Annotated in this window: 17 protein-coding genes and 1 tRNA gene; 9 read left to right on the forward strand and 9 right to left on the reverse strand. The window is 66.3% G+C overall.

The window, feature by feature from the left end:
* Positions 1–6: 6 nt before the first annotated feature.
* A complete protein-coding gene (locus EO174_RS06260) occupies positions 7–333 on the reverse strand; it encodes a YerC/YecD family TrpR-related protein (protein ID WP_039521339.1) in 327 nt (108 codons plus the stop codon).
* Between the two features lie 222 nt (positions 334–555).
* The gene (gene hisS / locus EO174_RS06265) at positions 556–1,989 is read right to left on the reverse strand and encodes a histidine--tRNA ligase (RefSeq protein ID WP_104648621.1); all 1,434 of its coding nucleotides are present in this window, start codon (positions 1,987–1,989) and stop codon (positions 556–558) included.
* Positions 1,990–2,235: 246 nt separating this feature from the next.
* Here hisS and EO174_RS06270 point away from each other — a divergent pair, with 246 nt between their 5' ends.
* A complete protein-coding gene (locus tag EO174_RS06270; RefSeq protein ID WP_080591401.1) occupies positions 2,236–2,859 on the forward strand; it encodes a helix-turn-helix domain-containing protein in 624 nt (207 codons plus the stop codon).
* Between the two features lie 28 nt (positions 2,860–2,887).
* On the opposite strand, the gene EO174_RS06275 is transcribed toward EO174_RS06270, so the two are convergent.
* Both EO174_RS06275 and thrC read right to left on the reverse strand, forming a co-directional pair.
* Positions 2,888–3,634 carry a murein L,D-transpeptidase catalytic domain family protein gene (locus EO174_RS06275; protein ID WP_126943117.1) on the reverse strand — a complete coding sequence of 249 codons (747 nt, stop codon included), beginning with the start codon at positions 3,632–3,634 and terminating at the stop codon, positions 2,888–2,890.
* A gap of 101 nt (positions 3,635–3,735) precedes the next feature.
* Positions 3,736–5,043, reverse strand: coding sequence for a threonine synthase (gene thrC / locus EO174_RS06280; protein ID WP_126943120.1), 1,308 nt, complete (start codon positions 5,041–5,043; stop codon positions 3,736–3,738).
* Between the two features lie 146 nt (positions 5,044–5,189).
* Here thrC and EO174_RS06285 point away from each other — a divergent pair, with 146 nt between their 5' ends.
* Positions 5,190–5,504 carry an EthD family reductase gene (locus tag EO174_RS06285; RefSeq protein ID WP_104585347.1) on the forward strand — a complete coding sequence of 105 codons (315 nt, stop codon included), beginning with the start codon at positions 5,190–5,192 and terminating at the stop codon, positions 5,502–5,504.
* Positions 5,505–5,578: 74 nt separating this feature from the next.
* Here the strand turns inward: EO174_RS06285 and EO174_RS06290 are convergent, their stop codons facing one another.
* The 4 genes from EO174_RS06290 to EO174_RS06305 all read right to left on the reverse strand — a co-directional run bounded on the left by EO174_RS06290 (position 5,579) and on the right by EO174_RS06305 (position 10,087).
* Positions 5,579–6,529, reverse strand: a complete 951-nt coding sequence (locus tag EO174_RS06290) for a homoserine kinase (RefSeq protein ID WP_126943258.1) — start codon at positions 6,527–6,529, stop codon at positions 5,579–5,581.
* Between the two features lie 29 nt (positions 6,530–6,558).
* Complete coding sequence (gene thrA / locus EO174_RS06295) at positions 6,559–9,066, reverse strand: bifunctional aspartate kinase/homoserine dehydrogenase I (protein WP_126943123.1); 2,508 nt, start codon at positions 9,064–9,066, stop codon at positions 6,559–6,561.
* 93 nt (positions 9,067–9,159) lie between these two features.
* Positions 9,160–9,393: a hypothetical protein gene (locus EO174_RS06300; RefSeq protein WP_104648615.1), complete on the reverse strand. Its 234-nt coding sequence runs from the start codon at positions 9,391–9,393 to the stop codon at positions 9,160–9,162.
* 193 nt (positions 9,394–9,586) lie between these two features.
* Positions 9,587–10,087 carry a TspO/MBR family protein gene (locus EO174_RS06305; protein ID WP_180496960.1) on the reverse strand — a complete coding sequence of 167 codons (501 nt, stop codon included), beginning with the start codon at positions 10,085–10,087 and terminating at the stop codon, positions 9,587–9,589.
* Positions 10,088–10,864: 777 nt separating this feature from the next.
* On the opposite strand from EO174_RS06305, the gene EO174_RS06310 reads away from it, so the two are divergent.
* From EO174_RS06310 to pgaD, 4 genes are read left to right on the forward strand one after another with little or no spacing between them, the layout of a single operon-like run.
* The gene (locus EO174_RS06310) at positions 10,865–12,823 is read left to right on the forward strand and encodes a tetratricopeptide repeat protein (RefSeq protein ID WP_126943261.1); all 1,959 of its coding nucleotides are present in this window, start codon (positions 10,865–10,867) and stop codon (positions 12,821–12,823) included.
* The gene (pgaB, locus tag EO174_RS06315; protein ID WP_126943126.1) at positions 12,805–14,703 is read left to right on the forward strand and encodes a poly-beta-1,6-N-acetyl-D-glucosamine N-deacetylase PgaB; all 1,899 of its coding nucleotides are present in this window, start codon (positions 12,805–12,807) and stop codon (positions 14,701–14,703) included. The genes EO174_RS06310 and pgaB overlap by 19 nt, the downstream gene beginning before the upstream one ends.
* Positions 14,704–14,706: 3 nt before the next feature.
* Complete coding sequence (gene pgaC, locus EO174_RS06320; RefSeq protein ID WP_104585337.1) at positions 14,707–15,960, forward strand: poly-beta-1,6-N-acetyl-D-glucosamine synthase; 1,254 nt, start codon at positions 14,707–14,709, stop codon at positions 15,958–15,960.
* A complete protein-coding gene (gene pgaD / locus EO174_RS06325) occupies positions 15,957–16,403 on the forward strand; it encodes a poly-beta-1,6-N-acetyl-D-glucosamine biosynthesis protein PgaD (RefSeq protein ID WP_126943129.1) in 447 nt (148 codons plus the stop codon). The genes pgaC and pgaD overlap by 4 nt, the downstream gene beginning before the upstream one ends.
* 628 nt (positions 16,404–17,031) lie before the next feature.
* Here pgaD and EO174_RS06335 read toward each other — a convergent pair.
* Positions 17,032–17,108: transfer RNA gene (locus EO174_RS06335), tRNA-Arg, on the reverse strand.
* Between the two features lie 133 nt (positions 17,109–17,241).
* Between EO174_RS06335 and EO174_RS06340 the strand changes: the two genes are divergently transcribed.
* From EO174_RS06340 to EO174_RS06350, 3 genes are all read left to right on the forward strand, one after another.
* Positions 17,242–18,774 carry an aldehyde dehydrogenase family protein gene (locus EO174_RS06340; protein ID WP_126943135.1) on the forward strand — a complete coding sequence of 511 codons (1,533 nt, stop codon included), beginning with the start codon at positions 17,242–17,244 and terminating at the stop codon, positions 18,772–18,774.
* Between the two features lie 339 nt (positions 18,775–19,113).
* Positions 19,114–19,398 (forward strand): DUF4190 domain-containing protein, encoded by a 285-nt coding sequence (locus tag EO174_RS06345; protein WP_016903110.1) that lies wholly within the window; start codon positions 19,114–19,116, stop codon positions 19,396–19,398.
* Positions 19,399–19,400: 2 nt separating this feature from the next.
* A complete protein-coding gene (locus tag EO174_RS06350) occupies positions 19,401–20,168 on the forward strand; it encodes a class I SAM-dependent methyltransferase (RefSeq protein WP_164740109.1) in 768 nt (255 codons plus the stop codon).
* Positions 20,169–20,173 lie beyond the last annotated feature (5 nt).

A 20,173-nucleotide genomic window follows, 5' to 3' on the forward strand; every position in this document is an offset into this window, starting at 1 on the left:
GTTCTCTCAGTGGGATTCGACAGGGCGCGAGGATTGCTCGCGCAGGGCCTCGGCATAGCCGCCGGCACCATGTTCCAGGGTGCGCGCAACGCGCCCGATGGTGGTCACGCTGACCTGGGTCAGTTCGTGGATTTCGCGATACGGCACGCCCTTGATCAGCAACGGCACCACCCGCCAGCGATCCGACATGGCCTCCAGCTCGGCGGGCGTGCACAGATCGCGCAGGAAGGCCTCGACCGCCCCAGGCTCCTTCAGGCAGGCCAGGGCATCGGCCAGCATCTTGAGGGAGGCGGCGGCATCGGCACTTTCGCGGGGGGCGGGTCGTTGTTTCATTGCGTTAATGTAATAGCGTGTTAGCACATTAACGCAAACGCAGGCTATAGGACAAGCGCCGCGGGCAAAGCGTTCAGGGACGTCCCGGTCGGTGCGGCGAGTCAGAAACGACAAACCCACCGACACCGAGGCGTCGATGGGTTTGTCCGTGCATCGGGATGCACCCGGCGCCGCTGCTGCCGTTACCGACCAGGCGGCGCCTTCTCACCGCTTCCGGCGACGTCAATCGCCGTCGACGCCCCCGGCCACCAGCATCGCCCTGGCCTGCTCCAGCTCCACCAGCAAGGTGCTGGCCAGCTCGTCGCGGGCCACCTCGAACTGCTGCTCGCGCACCAGGTCCTTGACCGCCACCACCCCGCGCGCCAGCTCGTCGTCGCCGGCCAGCACCACGAAGCGGATGCCTGCGCGCGCGGCGTACTGGAACTGCTTGCCGATCTTCTTCGGCTCCATCTGCACTTCGGTATTGATGCCGCCGATGCGCAGCCGGCGCGCGATATCCAGCGCGTCCTCCAGCCGCGACTCGTCCATCAGCGCCACCATCGCGTGCACGCTGCTCTCGGCGATGCCCTGGATCAGGCCGGCCTCGCGCAGCTGCCAGAACAGGCGGGTCAGGCCGATCGAGATGCCCACGCCGGGCAATTTGGACTTGGTGTAGTGGCTGGCCAGGCTTTCATAGCGGCCGCCCGAGCAGATGGAACCGATCTGCGGGTGGTCGGTCAGCGTGGTCTCGTAGACGGTGCCGGTGTAGTAGTCCAGCCCGCGCGCGATCGAGAAGTTCAGGCAATACGCGCTCTCCGGCACGCCCAGTGCCTTGACCAGCTCCAGCACTTCGCGCAGCTCGGCGATGCCCTCGCCCAGAGTCGCGCTCGCAGCGACCGAGGCCTCCAGCGCCTGCAGCTGCGCCAGCGCATCGGCATGCCCGTTCGAGCGCACCGCCACGAAGGCCAGAATCCTGTCGACCTGCTCGGCGGCGATGCCGAAGCCTTCGCCCACCAGCGTGTCGCGCACGTAGTCGGCGCCGCGCTTATCGATCTTGTCGACCTCGCGCAACACCGCCAGCTGCAGCTCGCCCTCGGCCACGCCCAGGCTTTCGAAGAAGCCGCGCAACAGCTTGCGGTTGTTCAACTGCACCTTGAACGCGCCGATGCCCAGCTCGGCGAACACCGCGTGGATCACCGCCAGCACCTCGGCGTCGTAGCGGATGCTCAACGCATCCTTGCCGATCACGTCGATGTCGCACTGGTAGAACTCGCGGAAACGCCCGCGCTGGGCACGCTCGCCACGATAGACGCGCTGCATCTGGTAGCGGCGGAACGGGAAGCTCAGGTCGTGCTCGTGCTCGGCCACGTAGCGTGCCAGCGGCACAGTGAGGTCGAAGCGCAGCGCCAGCTCGGGCAAGCCACCCTCGCCGCCTTCGTCCGCCGCGGCGGCGGCATTGGCCAGCGCGCCGGTGGACTGCACGAAATACACCTGGCGCTCGGTCTCGCCACCGGACTTGGTCAGCAACACATCGGACAGCTCGAATACCGGCGTTTCGACCGGCAGGAACCCGAACCGCTCGTAGTTGCGGCGGATGACGTCCAGCATGCGCTGGAACGCGATCTGCTCGCGCGGCAGCAATTCCATGATGCCGGGCGGCGTACGGGGCTTGATCACGAGCGAAACTCCTGCAGGGCAATGTGGCGAACGCGCAATTCTACCGGCTGGGCGGCCGCGCTGACCGCATGGCGTATCATTCACCTGCGTTCCAGCAGTGCGTGACTCATGTACCGGCAGCTTTCAGACCCCAGCACGACCTGCCCGGCGCCCAGCGCAGCCGGGCGCAGCGATGCGCGTGGTTCCGACTGCGCGCTGTGTGCAGTCCGCGGCCGGGCCATCTGCGCGGCGCTGTCGCCGCAGGAAATGGACGCGCTCGACCAGGCCACCAGCGCCCAGTCCTATGCGCCCGGCAGCACCCTGGTGCGCGCCGGCGACATCCGCCAGCACGTCTATACGCTGACTTCCGGCGCGCTGCGCATGGTGCGCACGCTGGCCGACGGCCGCCGCCAGGTCACCGGCTTCGTGCTGCCGGGCGACTATGTCGGCCTGACCGAAACGCCGCAGCACCGCCACGACATCGAAGCCATCATCGACAGCCGGGTCTGCCGCACCCCGATGGCACAGATGCGCCAGTTGCGCGAGCGCTATCCGCAGCTGGAACGCAAGCTGCTGCAGCGCGCCAGCATGGAACTGGCCGCCGCACAGGACACCGGCCTGCTGCTGGCGCGCCTGCAACCCAGCGAACGGCTGGCGCACTTCCTGCTGCGCCTGGCGGCCCGCTCCACCCAGCCCGGCGCCAGCGGCGACACCGTCGCGCTGCCGATGAGCCGTAGCGATATCGCCGACCATCTCGGGCTGACCGTGGAAACGGTCAGCCGCACCTTCACCAAACTCAGGCAACAGCAGTTGATCGCGCTGCCGCAGCTGCATCTGGTGCAGATCCTGGATTACGCGGCGCTGCGCAGCCTTGCCGGCGATACCGTCTGAGACTTAATAGCTGGCAAGCCGGAACGCCTCAGCGCCCGCCCGCATTCGCACTTGCCACCGACGCACCACATCCGCCGCCCAGCAACCGCGATTGCCGCAGCCAGGCCCGGTCCGGGTAGTAGGCGAACACGAAGGCGCCTTCACGCAAGGTATCGATCAATTGCTTGGCCACCGCCGGACGCACCGCCGGGCAGCCCAGGCTGCGGCCGAGCCGGCCCTGCGTGCGGATCACCGCCTCGCTGACATAGGGCGCACCATGGATCACGATCGCGCGGTCGCGCGCATGGTCGTTGAACCCGGGCTCTAGGCCCTTGAGCCGCAACGAATAGCCGTTGTGGCCGGTATACGACTCCTGCGCGGTGAACGCGCCCAGGCTGGACTGGAAACTGCCGTCGTCATTGGAGAACTTGGCCGCCAGGTTGTTGCCGGTATTGCGCCCGTGCGCCACCCATTCCTGGAACAGCAGCCGCTGCCGCTCCAGATCGAACACCCATAGCCTGCGCTCGGTCGACGGCCGGCTGTAGTCGATGACGCTGAGCACGCGCTCGGTGCCCACCTGCTGGCGCTGCCGCGCGCATTGCAAGGCTTCGGCCGCCAGCGCCAGCACCTGGCGATCCAGCGATGGCGCCTGCCGCGCCAATGCATCGACCAGACCGATACGCGGTGCGCCCAGCGTCGGCAACGGCGAGGCAGACATGACATCGGCCGCGCTGGCCGCTCCAGCCGCTGCCCACCCGCACAACGCGGCGGCAACGGCGATCACTCGATAAGACATGCACCAACCCACATCGGACGCGGCGCCACGCTGGGGCCGCACCCGCTAGAAATAGCCCCATGGGCGGCACTTTCCAACCCCAATAGCCTGAACACGTTCGGTCAGGCCGCATCCGCAAGCAGGCGCTGCCGGAACGCGGCATAGTCCGGCGCCAGCGTTTCGGCATGCGCGGGACGCTGCAGCAGCGCGGCCAGCGCCGGCGGCACGGCCACCTCGCGCCCGATCAGGGGCTCGACCACGCCCTCGAACTTGGCCGGATGCGCTGTGGCCGCCACCGCCCAGTCGCCGGTGCCGCCTTCGGCCCCTTCCGCGCGCAGCTGCTCCAGCACATGCACGGCGGTGGCGGTATGCGGGCAATGCACTTCGCCATAGCGGGCAAAGCGCTGCTGCACGGTCTGGCGGATCGCGGCATCGTCCACCGAAAGCGCACGGAATGCCTCGCGCAACGCGGCATCGTCGCCGTCGTAGAGCCAGCGCAGCCGTTCGAAGTTGCTTGGCGCGCCCACGTCCATCGCATTGGCCAGCGTCGCCACGCTGGGCTGCGGCGCGTAATCGTCGCCGGCAAAATAATCCGGCACTACATGATTGGCATTGGAGGCCAGCGCGATACGGCCCAGCGGCACGCCGAGCGCACGCGCCAGGATCGCCGCCAACCCGTTGCCCAGGTTGCCGGTGGGCACCACCAGGTTCAGCGCGGCACCTGTGCCGGCATGGTGCTGCAGGGCGGCGTGCGCGTAATAGCTCATCTGCGGCAGCAAACGGCCCAGGCTGATGCTGTTGGCCGAACTCAGCGGTAGCTGCGCCTGCAGCGCGGCATCGTTCAAGGCCTGCTTGACCATCGCCTGGCAATCGTCGAACGTGCCGGCAACGCGCAGGGCCTGGATGTTGTCGCCGAAGCAGCCCAGCTGATGCGCCTGGCGCGGCGACACGCGGCCATCCGGATACAGCACCACCACGCGCAGACCCGGCTGGCGGTGGAATGCCGCGGCCACGGCAGCGCCGGTGTCGCCGGAAGTGGCGACCAGGATGGTGAGCGGCCGGCCTTCGGCACGCCGCAGGCGGGTCAGGCAGGCCGCAAGAAAGCGCGCACCGAAATCCTTGAACGCGGCGGTCGGGCCATGGAACAGCTCAAGCGCGTAATCGCCGGGCGTGCCCAGGGCCACCAACGGCGCCGGGAAGTCGAACGCTTCGGCACAGATGGCCGGCAGCTCTGGCGCCAATGCATCGCCGTCGAAGAATGGCTGCAGCAACGTGGCGGCGGTGTCGGCCAGCGTGGCGCCTGCCGTCAGCGTGCGTGCCGGTGGCAGGGCCTGCGGCACGTACAGGCCGCCATCGGGTGCCAGGCCGGCGGCAATCGCCTGGCTCAGGCTTGCGGCGGATGCGCCGCCACGGGTGGAGAGGAAGTTCATGGTGACGACTCCAGACAAGGCGAAGACGGGGCATGGCCCGCGAATGAAAAGACCGGACACTGCGGCATGGCCGCGCTGCGCCGCAGGGGCGCCCGGCAGGAGCGGCGCGGCGCTATGCTGCGCGCACCTTCCAGTGGAGCCGGCAGATGATCAAGGTCAGCGTGATGTACCCGTACCGCGAAGGCGCCCGCTTCGACCATGCCTACTACCGCGACGCGCATATGCCGCTGGTGAGCGCGCGGATGGGCGCGGCCTGCCTGCGCTACACGGTGGACAAGGGCATCAGCGGCGGCGAGCCGGGCAGCCCCCCGGCTTACATCGGCATGTGCCACATTTTCTGCGACTCGGTGGAGGCCTTCAACGCAGGCTTCGGGCCACATGCACAGGAAATCCTGGGCGACATTCCCAACTACACCGATCTTGCGCCGGTCATGCAGATCAGCGAGGTCGTGGTCGGTTGACGCGTGCCTTGCGCGCTGCACGGCCCGCCTGCCGTGCGCGGGCGATCGATCGACAACGACAGGCGCGCGATGGCTCATGCGAGCAACCGCGCGGCCGGGCTGGCGATCGGGGATACCCAGTGCTGGCTATGCAGGCCAACCCCTGCGAAGGCGGCCTTGACCGCTGCGGCGGCAGCGTTGGCGGCCGCGCGCGATGCGAACCAGGCGAATACGCTGGGTCCGGCGCCGGAAATGCTGGCACCGAGGGCATCATGATCCAGCGCGGCCTGCTTGGCAGCGGCGAAGCCGGCGATCAACGGCGCGCGGCGTGGTTCGATCAGCACATCGCGCAGGCCCGCACGCACCAAATCGGCATCACCGGCATGGCAACCGGCCAGCACCAGGGCCAGGTTGGTGCTCTGCGCGACGAACTCGCGCAGTTGATAGTCGCCGGCCAGGGCTTCGCGCGCGCGCCGCGTTTCCAGCACCGCGTCCGGATGCACCAGCAGGCTGTGCCACGCCGCCGGCACGTTGATCGGCACCAGACGCTCCAGCGTGCACAACACCAGGCCGCCTAGAAACAGCGGGCCCAGGTTGTCGCCATGGCGGCTGCCGCTGGCCACCGCCTCGCCATCGAGGGCGTGCTGATACAGCTGCTCGTTGCGCAGCGGCGCATCCAGCAGCGCGTTGGCGGCAACCAACGCCGCCACGCAGGACGCTGCCGAACCGCCCATGCCCGAACTCAGCGCGATGCCTTTGTCGATCTCGATCTCGAAACCGAACGGCAGCGCCAGCGCCGCGCGCAACGACATCAAGGCCGCACCCGCGGTGTTACGCGCGGCATCCAGCGGCAAGGCCACGGTAGTGCCGCGGATGGCGGCGATGCGCACCAGCGGCGCCTCGATACGCCGCACCGTGACGGTGTCGCCGACGCCGTCGATGGGATAGCCGAGCAGATCGAATCCCACCGCCACATTCGCCACCGAGGCCGGTGCGAAGGCGCGTGCCTGGCCCAGCTCGCGCGCAGCAATCGCCACCTGTTGCATCTGCGCGGCCTGGTCTGCAACCGCCTGGTTCACAAGCGTGCCCCCTCGCCCGCCGCCACCCGCAGCAGATCGGCAAACACGCCGGCCGCGGTGACTTCCGGGCCCGCACCGGGCCCCTGCACCACCAACGGATTCTCGCAGTAGCGACGCGTGGTGAACTGCACCACGTTGTCGGTCAGGCGCAGATTGGCGAAGGCGTGATCGGCCGGCAGCTCGACCAGGCCCACGCTGGGCGCGCGATCCGGCGGCAGCTGCGCGACATAGCGCAGCACATTGCCGCGTGCACGTGCATCGGCCAGGCGCTGTGCGAAGGTCGCATCCACCTCATGCAGGCGCGCCATGAAATCGTCCACGCTGGCCTGACGCAGTGCTTCGGGCACCAGGCTCTCGACCTGCACGTCCTCCAGGCTGATCTCGCGCCCGGCTTCGCGCGCCAGGATCACCAGCTTGCGCGCCACGTCCACACCGGACAGATCGTCGCGTGGATCCGGTTCGGTATAGCCCATGCCGCGTGCCTGCGTCACCAGCTCGGCGAACGGCACGCTGCCGTCGTATTTGTTGAACAGCCAGGCCAGCGTGCCGGAGAAGATGCCTTCGATCGAGGTCACCGTATCGCCGGTATCGACCAGGTCGCGCAGCGTGGTGATCACCGGCAGGCCGGCGCCAACGGTCGCTTCGTAACGGAAGCGCGCGCCGCTGGCATCGGCCGCCGCACGGATCGCCTGATACCGCTGCAACGGACCGGAGCCGGCCTGCTTGTTCGGCGTCACCACGTGGATGCCGGCAGCCAGCCAGTCCGCATAGCGATCGGCCACGTCCGCGCTGCCGCTGCAATCGATGATCACCGTATGCGGCAGGTGCGCGGACAACAGATGCGTGGTGAAACGCTCCAGATCGGTCGCGGTGGCTGCGGAGGCGAAGGCATCGCGCCAGTTGCCGACCAGGCCGCGCTCATCGAGCAACATGCGGCCGCGCGACACCACCGCGCGCAGGCGCAGATCCAGGTTGGCCTTGCCCAGCAACTGCGGTTGCGCGATGCGCAACTGGTCCAGCAACGCCGCGCCCACATTGCCCGGGCCGATCACGCCGACAGAGAAGGTCTGCGGCGACAACCAGAAGCCGGCATGCGCCGCACGCAAGGCCTTGGTCGCATGCGCCGCGTCGATGGCCACCGAGATGTTGCGCTCCGAGGAGCCCTGCGCGATCGCCAGGATATTGACCTGCGCACGCCCCAGCGACTCGAACAGCCGCGCCGCCACACCCGGCTGCCCGGCCATGCCATCTCCCACTGCAGCGAGCACGCTGATGCCGGTGGTCAGTTGCACGCGCTGCACCTGGCCGACCGTGAGTTCATGCGCAAAGGCCTGCAACAAAGCATTGCGCGCGCGCTCGGATTCATGCTGCTTGACCACGCAACAGATCGAATGCTCCGACGAGCCCTGCGAGATCATCACCACCGACACCTGCGCCGTGCGCAGTGCCGCAAACACGCGCTCGGCGGTGCCCGGCACGCCGATCAGGCCGGTGCCTTCCAGGTTGAGCACAGCCAGATCCGGGCTCAGTGTCAGCCCCTTGATCGGCCCGCTCACCGCGCTGCTGGCGGTGATGCGCGTGCCCGGGTGTTCGGGCTGGAAGGTATTGCGGATGATGATCGGCAAGCCGCGCTCGATCGCCGGCGACATGGTCTGCGGATGCACCACCTTGGCGCCGAAATAGGCCAGTTCGCAGGCTTCGTCGTAGCTCAACGTTTCCAGCTGTACCGCTTCGGGCACCACGCGGGGGTCCGCCGACAGCACGCCATCCACATCGGTCCAGATATGCAGCTCATCGGCATCGAACAAGGCCGCGAAGATCGCGCCGGAATAATCGCTACCGTTTCGCCCCAACGTGGTGATGCGGTCGGCGCGGTCGCGCGCCACGAACCCGGTCACCACCACGCGCGTCTGCGGATGTGCCTGGCGCCAGGTCGCAAGCCGCTGCGCGCTGACCTCCCAATCCACATCAACGCCGAGTTCGCCGCGGTTGACCACCAGCACATCGCGTGCATCCAGCACCGCGCAATCCTCGCCAAGCGCGCGGAAATGATCGCCGAGCAACTGCGCCGAATACACCTCGCCCAGGCCTTGCACGCGGTCGAGCACCTCGCGCGGCAGCTCGCCTATCACCGCCAGCGCACCGAGGATCTGCGCCAGATGCTCGAAGCGCTCGTCCAGCCACTCCACCGTCGGCCCGGAATGCTCGCCCAGCAGGGCCACCGCCGCACCGCGATGGCGTGCCCGCGTTTCATGCCAGCGTTCGCGCCACTCGGGGCGATCTTGCGCCGCCAGTTCGGCCAGTTCGATCAGCGCATCGGTCACCCCCTTCATCGCCGACACCACGGTGACCTGCACGGTCTCCTCGCGCGCCAGCAACAACTGCGCCACATGCCGGTAGCGCTCGGCATCGGCCACCGAGGTGCCGCCGAATTTGTGTACGACGATGCGCGCAGAGGACGCGAGAACAGCAGCGGGTTCGAGTGAAACAGCAAGCGATGACATCGACAGACCTCGTTGGGGAGGCCCCGTCCGCATCAGATGAGGGAGGAAAGCCCCCGCATCCTGATCCGGGTGCGGGGCCGTGGTTTTCGGAAGTTACGCGAAGACGACGGGCCGCACCGGGCGAATGGTGACGGTGGTAATGGTGGTGCTAATGCCGGCCACGCCCGCACCCGGCCGCAGCTGCGGCTGGCAGGTAAGCGAGGTGGTGGCGAAGGCATCAGGCATGTACGCAAAAGACATCACCGGGGTGAAGGCTGTCAAGCACTGCGCATCAAGCCAGCCTTGCGCAACGCAAGACCCACGCAGAAAGCCTTGCAGGACAAACATTTAAGCGATGCAGCCACAAGCGATTGATTGCTATGGAAACTTTTTGTGCGCCGCGCCGAGCGGCGCTTGCGCAGCATCCTGTCGCGGAGACCTGGTGCCGGACAACACGGATCCGGCTAGTCCAGCGTGGCGGCCACGCCACCTCTCGCGCCTGACGCAGAGGTGCATCAGACGCTTTTGACCCATGCAGGCCCTAGCCAAGCACCTGCGGATTGAGTTGCCACACCGCATGGTTCAACGCCGCCGCAAAACTCACCCACAACAGATATGGCACCAACAGCCACGCGGCAGCGCGTTGTCGCCTGGCGAAAGCCGCAATCGTCAGCACCAACGTCAACCAAAGCGCCACGATGTCGACAAATGCCCACGCCCCCATGTGCCAGGCAAAGAACAGCCAGCTCCACAACCCGTTCAACCCCAACTGCAACACGAACAGGCTCAGCGCCCCACGGGCACTGCTCCACCCACCGCGCCGCCAGACCAGCCACACGGACACCGCCATCATCCCGTACAACACAGTCCACACCGGCCCGAACACCCATCCCGGCGGTGCCCAATCCGGCCGCAGCAAGCCGGCGTAGAAGCTCGCCGCCTTGATTGACGCCGCCGCCCCTAATGCCGCAACCAGATAGCACAGCACCAACCAGCCCAGCAGTCCCAGCAATCGCGATTTACCCGTCATTTTCCTGTCCAATCTCACTACGCCTGCTTTCGCAAAAAAAAACGCTTGCCGTCGTGCCAACCCCTTCACTTCCGCAGCGCTAGCCAATGCCCAATAAATCAGAGCACGTAAATCATACATCGACGGGAGATTCAGCCCCCCGCATTCCCAGTGATCCACCTGATTTAGCGGCCGCCTGAATTTCCAAGCAGTTCCATTGACATCGATTCAAGCCCGCCAACTCGCGAAACCGATTAACTCAGGATAAAGTCAATCGACGGAGCAGTATTCAATAAAAGCAAGGTTATTATCTATCACGAAACCTGCGCGGGCACTGCAACCAAGGAATATCATATTCGCCTAGACGCCATGACTGATTATTCCTGCTGGATGAGCTGGGCTGCACATCATGATGTCGATCATTGTCCGGTCTGTTTTGATGAGCGTCTCCCGCTTGTCTACGGCTCCATCAGTCGACGGTGGACAGTGGCGCCAGTCGTCGACACACTGGTTAAGTGTGCTGTACGTCACAATTCAAGCGAACTGATCCGATGAAGGTCGCGTCAATTTCTTGACGACGTAGACTTTACATAGGCATACGCAGTATCGCCGGTCGTCATACGCCCGGATCGCTAATGCACTGCCTCCTCCCCCAGCTTTTGCAACCACGTGCGTCGCGGTTGTCCTGACCGCTCAGGCGCATTCACCCCTCTGCTCAGCCTTGCTTTGATTGCCGCATGTGTGCCCCAGGCGCACAGTGGTGAAGTGCGGCCGAACGGGGTGACTGACGCCTCCACCGCCCTCACTCCCATGCGGCAGGCCGAGCAGTTACGCGGCCAGCAGCGGTATGCGGATGCTTTGGCCATTTACGAGCGCGTGTTGCGTGCGAACCCACGGGATCGTGGCGCCTACACCATGCGCGCGATCACGCTGAGCGACCTCGGGAGCGCACAGCTTGCGGCAGAGGCCGTATGGCGGCATCCGGACTGGTTCTCGCAGCAGGAGCGCGAGCGCATCGAAAACGACCGCGTCGCCCGCATGATCGGGTGGGCCAGCGCCGAGCCCATCGATGCCGTGCACCGCTACGCGGAGACCGACCAGGCCCTGGTCAACATCGCCCGCATCGAACGCGAATCACCGCCGACGTCGAGGTGGGAAGCCACGCGGCTGCGTGTCGATGGCCTGGCCGCACTCAACCAGCGTCAGCGCCATCGCGACGTGGTAGCCAGCTACCAGGCATTGAAAGCAGAAGGCATCGACGTTCCCGCGTATGTGCTGCCGACGGTCGGCGATTCGCTGATGGGCCTGCGCCGCCCGGCCGAGGCCGAGGCCGTGCTGCAGCAAGCCTTGCAGCACACCCCGGACGACTTCAATACACAACTGTTGCTGGGCTACGCCCTGCTGGAGCAGGAACGCTTCGATCTGGCAATGCCCCTGTTCGAAACGCTCGCGGCCACGCAGGCGCCCTGGCCGCGCCGCAATGGTGCGAACAGCGGCTACGAAAACTGGGATCGCTTCAGCGCAGACATCGCCCTGGCCACCGCGCGTTCGGCCGCCAATGACAATCGCGGCGCTGAAGGCCTGCTGCGCGAGCGCGTGGCCATCGGCCCCGACAACGCGGAACTGCAGGCGGCACTGGCCTCGATCGAATTCCGTCGCGGGCACCCCGGCAAAGCGCTGCAGCGTAACTCGGTGGCATTGACGCTGGATCCGCATCAAAAACAGGCGCGCAGTGGCGTGGTCGAGGCGCAGCGCGATCTGGATCGCCTGGACCTGGCCGATGCGACATTTGCCCCGCTGCGCAGGGAATATCCGGATGACGCCGGCCTGCAACGGCTTGGCGCTTCGCTGGAACGTCAACGCGGCTGGCAGGTGCATCTGAGCCATGCACGCGGACGCAGCGACAACGACACGTTGACCAACAGCACCTCGCCGCTGGGCAACGACTTCGGTAGTACGTTGCTGGAAGCCGAATCGCCATTTCTCGGCGAAGGCTGGCGTGTGGGTTTGCGTGCACGCGACGACTGGGCCGACTTCCAGGACACGCGTGTGCGCTATCGCAGCTTCTGGCTGGGAACGCACTATCACTACGACCGCCTGGATGTCAGTGCGTACGGCGGACGGGCGCTCGACGACTTCGATCGCGATGGCACCGCCTGGGCACTGGATGCCGGCTGGCGGTTTTCCGATGCCTGGTACGGCAGCGTTGCGTGGCGCACGCGCGATCCGGAAGCCTCATTGCAGGCCCGCCGCTTCGGCATCACCGGCGACAGTATCGGCGCGGCCCTGCGCTGGACACCCAACGACGAAAGCCGTTGGGAACTGCAGGCACGCCAATTGCGTTACAGCGACGGCAATCGGCGCGATCAACTCGATCTTTCGGGCAGCCAACGCCTGTGGGCCAGCCCGCATGTGCTGCTGGATGGCCTGCTCGCCGCTTCGGCCGGACGCGCCGAAGACGAGCGCGCCGTCACTTACTTCAATCCGCGCCGCAACTCTGCGGTGGCCGCCGGCGTGCGCATCGATCAGATCGGCTGGCGTCGCTACGACTACGCGTTCCGGCAGCGGCTGGAGGTCACGGTCGGGCCGACCTATCAGTCCGGCTTCGGTAGCCAGTGGGTGCCCGGCGCGGCCTACCGGCACCTGTGGTCGCTGGGCGACGGCAGTGCGCTGAGCTACGGCGTGAGCTGGTCGCGCCCGGTCTACGACGGCCAGCGCGAACAACAACTTGGATTCGACCTGGATTTCCGATGGGGAGGTACGCCTTGATCCGCCTGCCGCTGTTGCTGGTCGCCTTGTTGCTGATGACGTTCGCGTCGTCGGCGCAGGCGGGCCTGCTGGTGCTCAGCTACCACGATGTTCGCGACGATGTCGCCGCCAAGGGCGATCCCGATCGTTATGCGGTGTCCACCAGCAACTTCGCCGCGCATCTGGACTGGCTGCGCTCGCACGCCTATCACCCGGTGAGCGTGCAGCAGGTGCTGGATGCACGTGCCGGCAAGCGTGCCCTGCCCTCCAGGCCGGTGTTGCTGACCTTCGACGACGGCTTGCGCAGCGTCTACACGCGTGTATTCCCGTTATTGCAGGCCTACGGCTATCCCGCGCTGGTTGCGCCGGTGACTAGTTGGGTCGAATTGCCCGCCGGCCAGGTGGTGCCCTACGGCCATCGCGATTTCACCCACGAGGATTTCGTCACCTGGGCGCAGCTGCGCGAGATGCAGGACAGCGGCCTGGTCGAAATCGGCTCGCATAGCGACGATCTGCACAAGGGCATCGCGGGCAACCCATTCGGCAATCAGACCCCGGCCGCGGTCACCCGGCGCTGGGATGCAGGCAAGGGCTACGAAAGCGAAGCGGAGTATCGCCAGCGCATCCAGACCGATCTGCGCCATAGCCGCGACGCCATCGTGGCGCATCTGGGCACACCGCCGCGCGCCATGGTGTGGCCGTATGCCGCCTACAACCGCGCCAGCAACGCCATTGCCGCGCAACTGGGCATGACGCTGAGCTTCGACCTGGAAGGCCGCTCGCACGAAGCCGATATCGGCCAGCAGGGCCGCGACCGCGTGGACGGGCAATCGCTGGCCAGCCTCGGCCGCCTGTTGCTGTTCAACAATCCCGATGTGCGCGACCTGGCCGGCGAACTGCGACGCGACCTGTCGCGCGATGGCCTGCGCGCGATCCAGATCGATCTGGACTACGTCTACGACCCGGACCCGGCGCAGCTGGCACGCAACCTGGACATCCTTGTCCAGCGCGTCAAGGACATCGGCCCCAGCCATGTGTTCCTGCAGGCCTTCGCCGACCCGGATGGCGATGGCGCCGCCGATGCGTTGTATTTCCCCAACCGCCATCTGCCGATGCGCGCGGACCTGTTCGGGCGTGTGGCCTGGCAGCTGCGCACCCGTGCCGGCGTGCGCGTGTTCGCCTGGTTGCCGGTGCTGGGCTTCCATCTGCCCGATGCACAGCAGCAGGCGGCGCTGCAGATTCGCGGCAAGGACGCCAAGGATGTGCCGCGCCTGGATCCGGGTAACCCGCGCACGCATCAGCTGGTCGCCGACATCTACGAAGACCTGGCCGCCAACACCTACTTCGAAGGCCTGCTGTTCCATGACGATGCCTACCTGCGCGATGACGAAGTGCCTGCCTACGGCAATGGCGACCCGACCAGGCGCACGCAGCAGCTGATCGGTTTCACCCAGGAGCTGAAGGCAGCCGCCGAACGCTGGCGGCCCAAGCTGGTGACGGTGCGCAACCTGTTCGCGCAGCCAGTGCTGGAGCCGCACAGCGAAGCCTGGTTTGCGCAGCGCCTGGACGCCTTTGCTTCGGCCTACGACTACACCGCGCTGATGGCGATGCCGTACATGGAACAGGCCAACGATCCGCAGCAGTGGCTGCAGCAGCTGGCACAGCGTGTCGGCCAGCAGCCGCATGGTTTGGAGAACACCATTTTCGAACTGCAGACCGTGGACTGGCGCACCGGCAAGCCATTGCCTGACGGTGTGCTGCTCGCACACAGCAAATTGCTCCTGGCTGCGGGCGTGCGCCACTTGGCGTACTACCCCGACGACTTCATCGGCAGCCACCCGTCTCTTCCCGAAGCGCGCGAGGCCATGTCGGCTCGGCAATTCCCATATATCGAGCGGTAACCGATGACGACCAGCCTCCTGTTGGGCGCCCTGTTCAACTTCGCGTTTTTCTATCCCATCATCATGGCGTTCTTCTGGATGATCGGAGGCACGTACTACTACCTGCGACGCGAACGCGGCACGCCCGGCCCCTCGTCGCCGCCACCGTTGGCCAGCGAGCCGTTCGTATCGCTGCTGGTGCCCTGCTACAACGAGGCCAAGCATGTCGGCGAAACCATCGCCGCGATGAGCGCGCAGAACTATCCGGATTTCGAGATCATCGCCATCAACGATGGCAGCAGCGACAACACGGCCGAGGCGCTCGACGATCTCACCCACCAGCATCCGCGCCTGCGCGTGGTGCACCTGGAACAGAACCACGGCAAGGCCAACGCGCTGCGGGTCGGCACGCTGGCATCGCGCTCGGACTACCTGGTGTGCGTGGATGCCGACGCCATCCTGGACCCGAATGCCACGCGCTGGATGGTGGGCCACCTGATCTCCGGCCCGCGCGTCGGCGGCGTCACCGGCAATCCGCGCGTGCGCAACCGCACCACGCTGATGGGCCGCATGCAGGTGGGCGAATTTTCCGCCATCGTGGGCCTGATCAAACGTGCGCAGCGCGTCTACGGGCGCCTGTTCACGGTGTCGGGCGTGATCTGCGCGTTTCGCCGCTCGGCGCTGCACCACGTCGGCTTCTGGTCCGACAACATGGTCACCGAAGACATCGACATCTCCTGGCGTCTGCAGCTGGACGACTGGGATATTCGCTACGAGCCCAACGCGCTGTGCTGGATCCTGATGCCGGAGACCTTCCGTGGCCTGTGGATGCAGCGCCTGCGCTGGGCGCGCGGCGGCGTGGAAGTGCTGCTGAGCCATGGCCGTCGCGTGCTGTCCTGGCGCAGCCGACGCATGTGGGGCGTCTTGCTGGAATACGCGCTCAGCCTGGCCTGGGCCTACACCATGCTCTTCATCATCGTGCTGTGGCTGCTTGGCAAGGTCATCCCGCTGCCGCCTGCGCTGTACGTCGACACCATCCTGCCGCGCTGGCACGGCCTGGTGCTGGCGGTGGTGTGCCTGATGCAGTTCGCCACCAGCCTGGTGATCGAACGCCGCTACGAAAAAGGCCTGGCGCGCCAGTTCTTCTGGGTGATCTGGTACCCGGTCGCCTTCTGGATGATCGGCATGCTCACTGCCGTCATCGCCTTCCCCCGCGCCCTGCTCGCACGTCGCAGCAAACGCGCCCGCTGGAAAAGCCCCGACCGAGGAATCCAATGACACCGCCCATCATCAACCTGCCACAACGCCTCGGCCGCTCGCGCCGCCTCGCCTACGGCGCCGCCACCGCCGGCGCCTGGATGGTCTACTTCTATCTGTGGGCACCACTGGCGACGCTGATCGCCTGGTTCTTCGGCCTGCGCAGCGCCTACACGGAGCTGTATCTCAAGCACAACTCCCTGGATCCATTCGCGCTGGGCGCCCTGCCGGTGATCGCACTGATGAGCGCCATCACCACCGTCGGCTGGGCCGAGTACAACCGCATCCGCTTCGCCAAGGCCGACCGGCGCAAGCGCCGCCCCACCGTGCTCGAACCGGAAGTCGATCAGCGCCTGGGCGTCCCCGAACAGCTCGGCAGCCTGCTGCGCCATAGCCGCATCTCATCGGTGGCGATGGACAAGTTTGCGCGGCCGGTGGGGGTGCGGGTGGTTAGGCGCGGGTGAGTGGTTCTTGCAGTTCGTGCAAGCCTCCGCGTTATCCATCAATCTGCGCCCCAATCCGTTCCCCTCGAAGCCGGGTAGAACGAAAGCGGCGAACACACATCCTTCCTCGACATCCACCATAGAAAAACCGACGGGGGCACCATTGACCTCGGCGACCCAAGCGCATGGAGCTTCTAGAATAGCCTTTTGTACGGTTGCGGGGGTAATGCCCATTTCCACCAATTGATCGCGGGATAAATGATTTTCGTGAACCCGGGTGCGAATATCAAAAATTGCATCGATATCGGCCGGGCCAGCGAGTCTGATGGTTTTCTCCATGATGCACTGCTTTGTATTCAATCCATATGATCCAGATGGTTTTTAGATATCTGGCGCAATCAACGGCGGCCTCGTTCGCATGGCAGCAGCTCCGTCATCTCACTCCTCCCGCTGCGTCGCAGCCGTGGCGGTACGTCTTTGAGATCGGCTTACGCATCATGACCGCTCATGCGTGCCGGTTGGACCAGCCCATGACCGCCGCTGCCCATTTGCCAGATCATTCCGATCAGGTGGAAACATATTCGAGGATGAGCCGGCACACATGTGCCTGCCGAAACCAAACCGATCGAGATGCTAAGTGATTGATTCCTGGTGACCCCGGCCCGATTCGAACGGGCGACCTTCCCCTTAGGAGGGGGACGCTCTATCCAGCTGAGCTACGGGGCCAAGGTGGGCATTGTCGCACGATCGTTGCGATTGCCAAGCCGGTGGGTGGTTGGCGGAGCCTGCTAAAATCGGCGGCTACCCGTGTCGCGGTGGCCCTGGCTGCCGCGCGACCGTCCCGACCTTTGGAGATCCCATGTCCGCTGACCTGCTCAAGGCGCTCGACCTCGCCGCGTCCAATTCCGGTACCTATCTTGGCGAGGCGACCTGGTCGCAGGCGACCGGCGCCGGGGTGCTGCAGCCGCTCAATCCGACCACCAATGCGGTGATCGCCGATGTGCAGGCGACCACGCCGGAGGATTACGAGCTGATCGTCCAGCGTGCGCAGGCCGCCTTCAAGGTCTGGCGGACCACGCCTGCGCCGCGCCGTGGCGAAGCTGTTCGCCTGTGTGGCGAGGCGCTGCGCGCGCACAAGGATGCGCTGGGCTCGCTGGTGGCGCTGGAAATGGGCAAGAGCAAGCCCGAGGGCGATGGCGAGGTGCAGGAGATGATCGACATCGCCGACTTCGCAGTGGGCCAGAGCCGCATGCTCTATGGCTACACCATGCATTCGGAGCGTCCCGGCCACCGCATGTACGAGCAGTACCAGCCGCTGGGCCTGGTGGGGATCATCAGCGCGTTCAACTTCCCGGTGGCGGTGTGGGCGTGGAATGCGTTCCTGGCGGCGATCTGCGGCGATATCTGCATCTGGAAGCCGTCCAACAAGACCCCGCTGACCGCGATCGCGACGATGAAGATCTGCAATGCGGCGCTCAAGGACGCCGGCTTCCCGGACATCTTCTTTCTGATCAACGATGCCGGCACCTCCCTGTCCGAGAAGCTGGTCGAGGACGGCCGCATCCCGCTGATCAGCTTCACCGGGTCGACCCAGATCGGCCGCGTGGTTGCGGAAAAGGTCGCGCGCCGCCTGGGCCGTTGCCTGCTGGAACTGGGCGGCAACAACGCAATCATCCTGGACGAAACCGCCGACCTGAAGCTGGCCATCCCCGGCATCGTGTTCGGCGCGGTGGGCACCGCCGGGCAGCGCTGCACCACCACGCGCCGCCTGATCGTGCATGAATCCATCTACGACAACGTGCTGGCCACGCTGGTCAAGGCGTACAAGCAGCTCGACAGCAAGATCGGCGACCCCACCGACCCGGCCAACCTGATGGGCCCGCTCAACAGCCAGGGCGCGGTGGAGCAGTTCCTGGCCTCGATCGCCAAGGCCAAGGCGGCCGGCGGCACGGTCGAAGTGGGCGGCACCGCGATCGATCGCCCTGGCAACTTCGTGCTGCCGGCGATCGTCACCGGGCTGCAGAACAGCGACGCGGTGGTGCAGCACGAGACCTTCGCGCCGATCCTGTACGTGATGAAGTACAGCACGCTGGACGAGGCGATCGAGCTGCAGAACGGCGTGCCGCAGGGCCTGTCGTCGTCGATCTTCACCCAGAACCTGAAGGCGGCCGAGAAGTTCCTGTCGGCGGCCGGCAGCGACTGCGGCATCGCCAACGTCAACATCGGCACCTCCGGTGCGGAGATCGGCGGTGCGTTCGGTGGCGAGAAGGAGACCGGCGGTGGCCGCGAATCCGGCTCGGATGCGTGGAAGGTCTATATGCGTCGCCAGACCAATACGATCAACTACTCCGACTCGCTGCCGCTGGCACAGGGCATCAAGTTCGATCTCTGATCGACGTGTGCAGGCGCGCCGGGCATCGCGCCGGCGCTGTCGCATGCATGCCGGACCATGGCTGCTCCGGTGCGTCCGCGCCCGGCATCCACGCTCCCGGCGGCGTGGCCCCGATGCCGTGGTCACAGCCGTGAGTCGCACCTGCGCATCATTTGAGCACCCAAGGTTTCCCTCGCCGCTCAGTCCGATGCCGGGGCGAGCAGACCTCCAGCCCCGCCCGTTCGCGTCAAACCCGACCACGCGATTGCGTTTGGCCGCAGATGGCACGCCATTCGGGCGGCGGCTCTGGGATAATCGGGCCACGCCAGCCGTCGGCTGCCGCCACTTCAGGAGTTCATGATGAACGTCGTCGTTCGACAGACCAGCGCCATGGCCATCGTCAGCCTGGTCTCGGGCATTCTCGGCTGGACGCTGATCCCGTTTCTCGGCAGCCTCTGCGCCATCATCACCGGCCATCTGGCGCGCGGCGAAATCCGCCGCAATCCGCAGGGGCTGGACGGCGACGGGCTCGCCATCGGCGGGCTGATTCTCGGCTGGTTGGCGGTTGCGCTCTGGGTGGCAGGGGTGGCGATCTTCATCCTGTTCTTCGGCGGCCTGGCCTGGCTTGCGGCCGCCAACAGTTGAGCATGGCCGCGCCCTCCTCCGCCCAACGCTTCAACGACCGCGTCGCGGCCTATGTGCGCTACCGGCCAAGCTATCCGCCACAACTGCTGCGCTGGCTGCACGAAGAGCTGGGCGTGACGCCGGCCACCACGGTGGCCGATATCGGTGCCGGCACCGGCATCTCCAGCCGGCTGTTCCTGGAGGCCGGCTATCCCGTCACGGCGGTGGAACCCAACCCGGCCATGCGCGAAGCCGCGCAACAGTGGCTGGCGGAATTCCCCACCTTCCGCGCGGTCGACGGCACCGCCGAGGCCACCGGGCTGGCCGATGCCAGTGTCGGATTGGTGTCCGCAGCACAGGCCTTCCACTGGTTCGACGTTCGGGCGGTGCGCGCCGAATGGGCGCGCATCCTGCAGCCCGGCGGGCTGGCGGTGATCTACTGGAACAGCCGCGAACTGGACACCACCGACTTCCTGCGCGGCTACGAACAGCTGCTGCTGGACTACGGCACCGACTATTCGGCCGTGGCCGAGCGCTATCAGGACGATGCCACCATGCAGGCGTGGTTCGGCGACGGCTTCCGCGCGATGGCGCGCTTTCCCAACGTGCAGCGGCTGGACTTCGATGCCTTGCGTGGCCGGCTGTTGTCTTCGTCATATGCGCCGCTGGCGCATGACCCGCGTCATGTCCCGATGCTCGCCGCGCTGCGCACGCTGTTCGATGCGCACGCGCGCGACGGGCTGATCGACTTCCAATACCAGACCCGGGTGTTCGCCGGGGGATTGAACTGACCCAC

It is taken from the genome of Xanthomonas sp. BRIP62418, from assembly GCF_003993495.1.
Classification (GTDB): domain Bacteria; phylum Pseudomonadota; class Gammaproteobacteria; order Xanthomonadales; family Xanthomonadaceae; genus Xanthomonas; species Xanthomonas euroxanthea.

Coding starts and splice junctions, on each gene's coding strand:
- EO174_RS06310 (WP_126943261.1), top strand. CDS start 10,865: ATGCGGCAGGCCGAGCAGTTACGCGGCCAGCAGCGGTATGCGGATGCT.
- EO174_RS06345 (WP_016903110.1), top strand. CDS start 19,114: ATGAACGTCGTCGTTCGACAGACCAGCGCCATGGCCATCGTCAGCCTG.
- EO174_RS06260 (WP_039521339.1), bottom strand. CDS start 333: ATGAAACAACGACCCGCCCCCCGCGAAAGTGCCGATGCCGCCGCCTCC.
- EO174_RS06350 (WP_164740109.1), top strand. CDS start 19,401: ATGGCCGCGCCCTCCTCCGCCCAACGCTTCAACGACCGCGTCGCGGCC.
- pgaD (WP_126943129.1), top strand. CDS start 15,957: ATGACACCGCCCATCATCAACCTGCCACAACGCCTCGGCCGCTCGCGC.
- EO174_RS06300 (WP_104648615.1), bottom strand. CDS start 9,393: ATGTTTGTCCTGCAAGGCTTTCTGCGTGGGTCTTGCGTTGCGCAAGGC.
- EO174_RS06270 (WP_080591401.1), top strand. CDS start 2,236: ATGGACGCGCTCGACCAGGCCACCAGCGCCCAGTCCTATGCGCCCGGC.
- thrC (WP_126943120.1), bottom strand. CDS start 5,043: ATGAACTTCCTCTCCACCCGTGGCGGCGCATCCGCCGCAAGCCTGAGC.
- pgaB (WP_126943126.1), top strand. CDS start 12,805: ATGGGGAGGTACGCCTTGATCCGCCTGCCGCTGTTGCTGGTCGCCTTG.
- EO174_RS06290 (WP_126943258.1), bottom strand. CDS start 6,529: ATGCAACAGGTGGCGATTGCTGCGCGCGAGCTGGGCCAGGCACGCGCC.
- EO174_RS06340 (WP_126943135.1), top strand. CDS start 17,242: ATGTCCGCTGACCTGCTCAAGGCGCTCGACCTCGCCGCGTCCAATTCC.
- thrA (WP_126943123.1), bottom strand. CDS start 9,066: ATGTCATCGCTTGCTGTTTCACTCGAACCCGCTGCTGTTCTCGCGTCC.
- pgaC (WP_104585337.1), top strand. CDS start 14,707: ATGACGACCAGCCTCCTGTTGGGCGCCCTGTTCAACTTCGCGTTTTTC.
- EO174_RS06275 (WP_126943117.1), bottom strand. CDS start 3,634: ATGTCTTATCGAGTGATCGCCGTTGCCGCCGCGTTGTGCGGGTGGGCA.
- EO174_RS06285 (WP_104585347.1), top strand. CDS start 5,190: ATGATCAAGGTCAGCGTGATGTACCCGTACCGCGAAGGCGCCCGCTTC.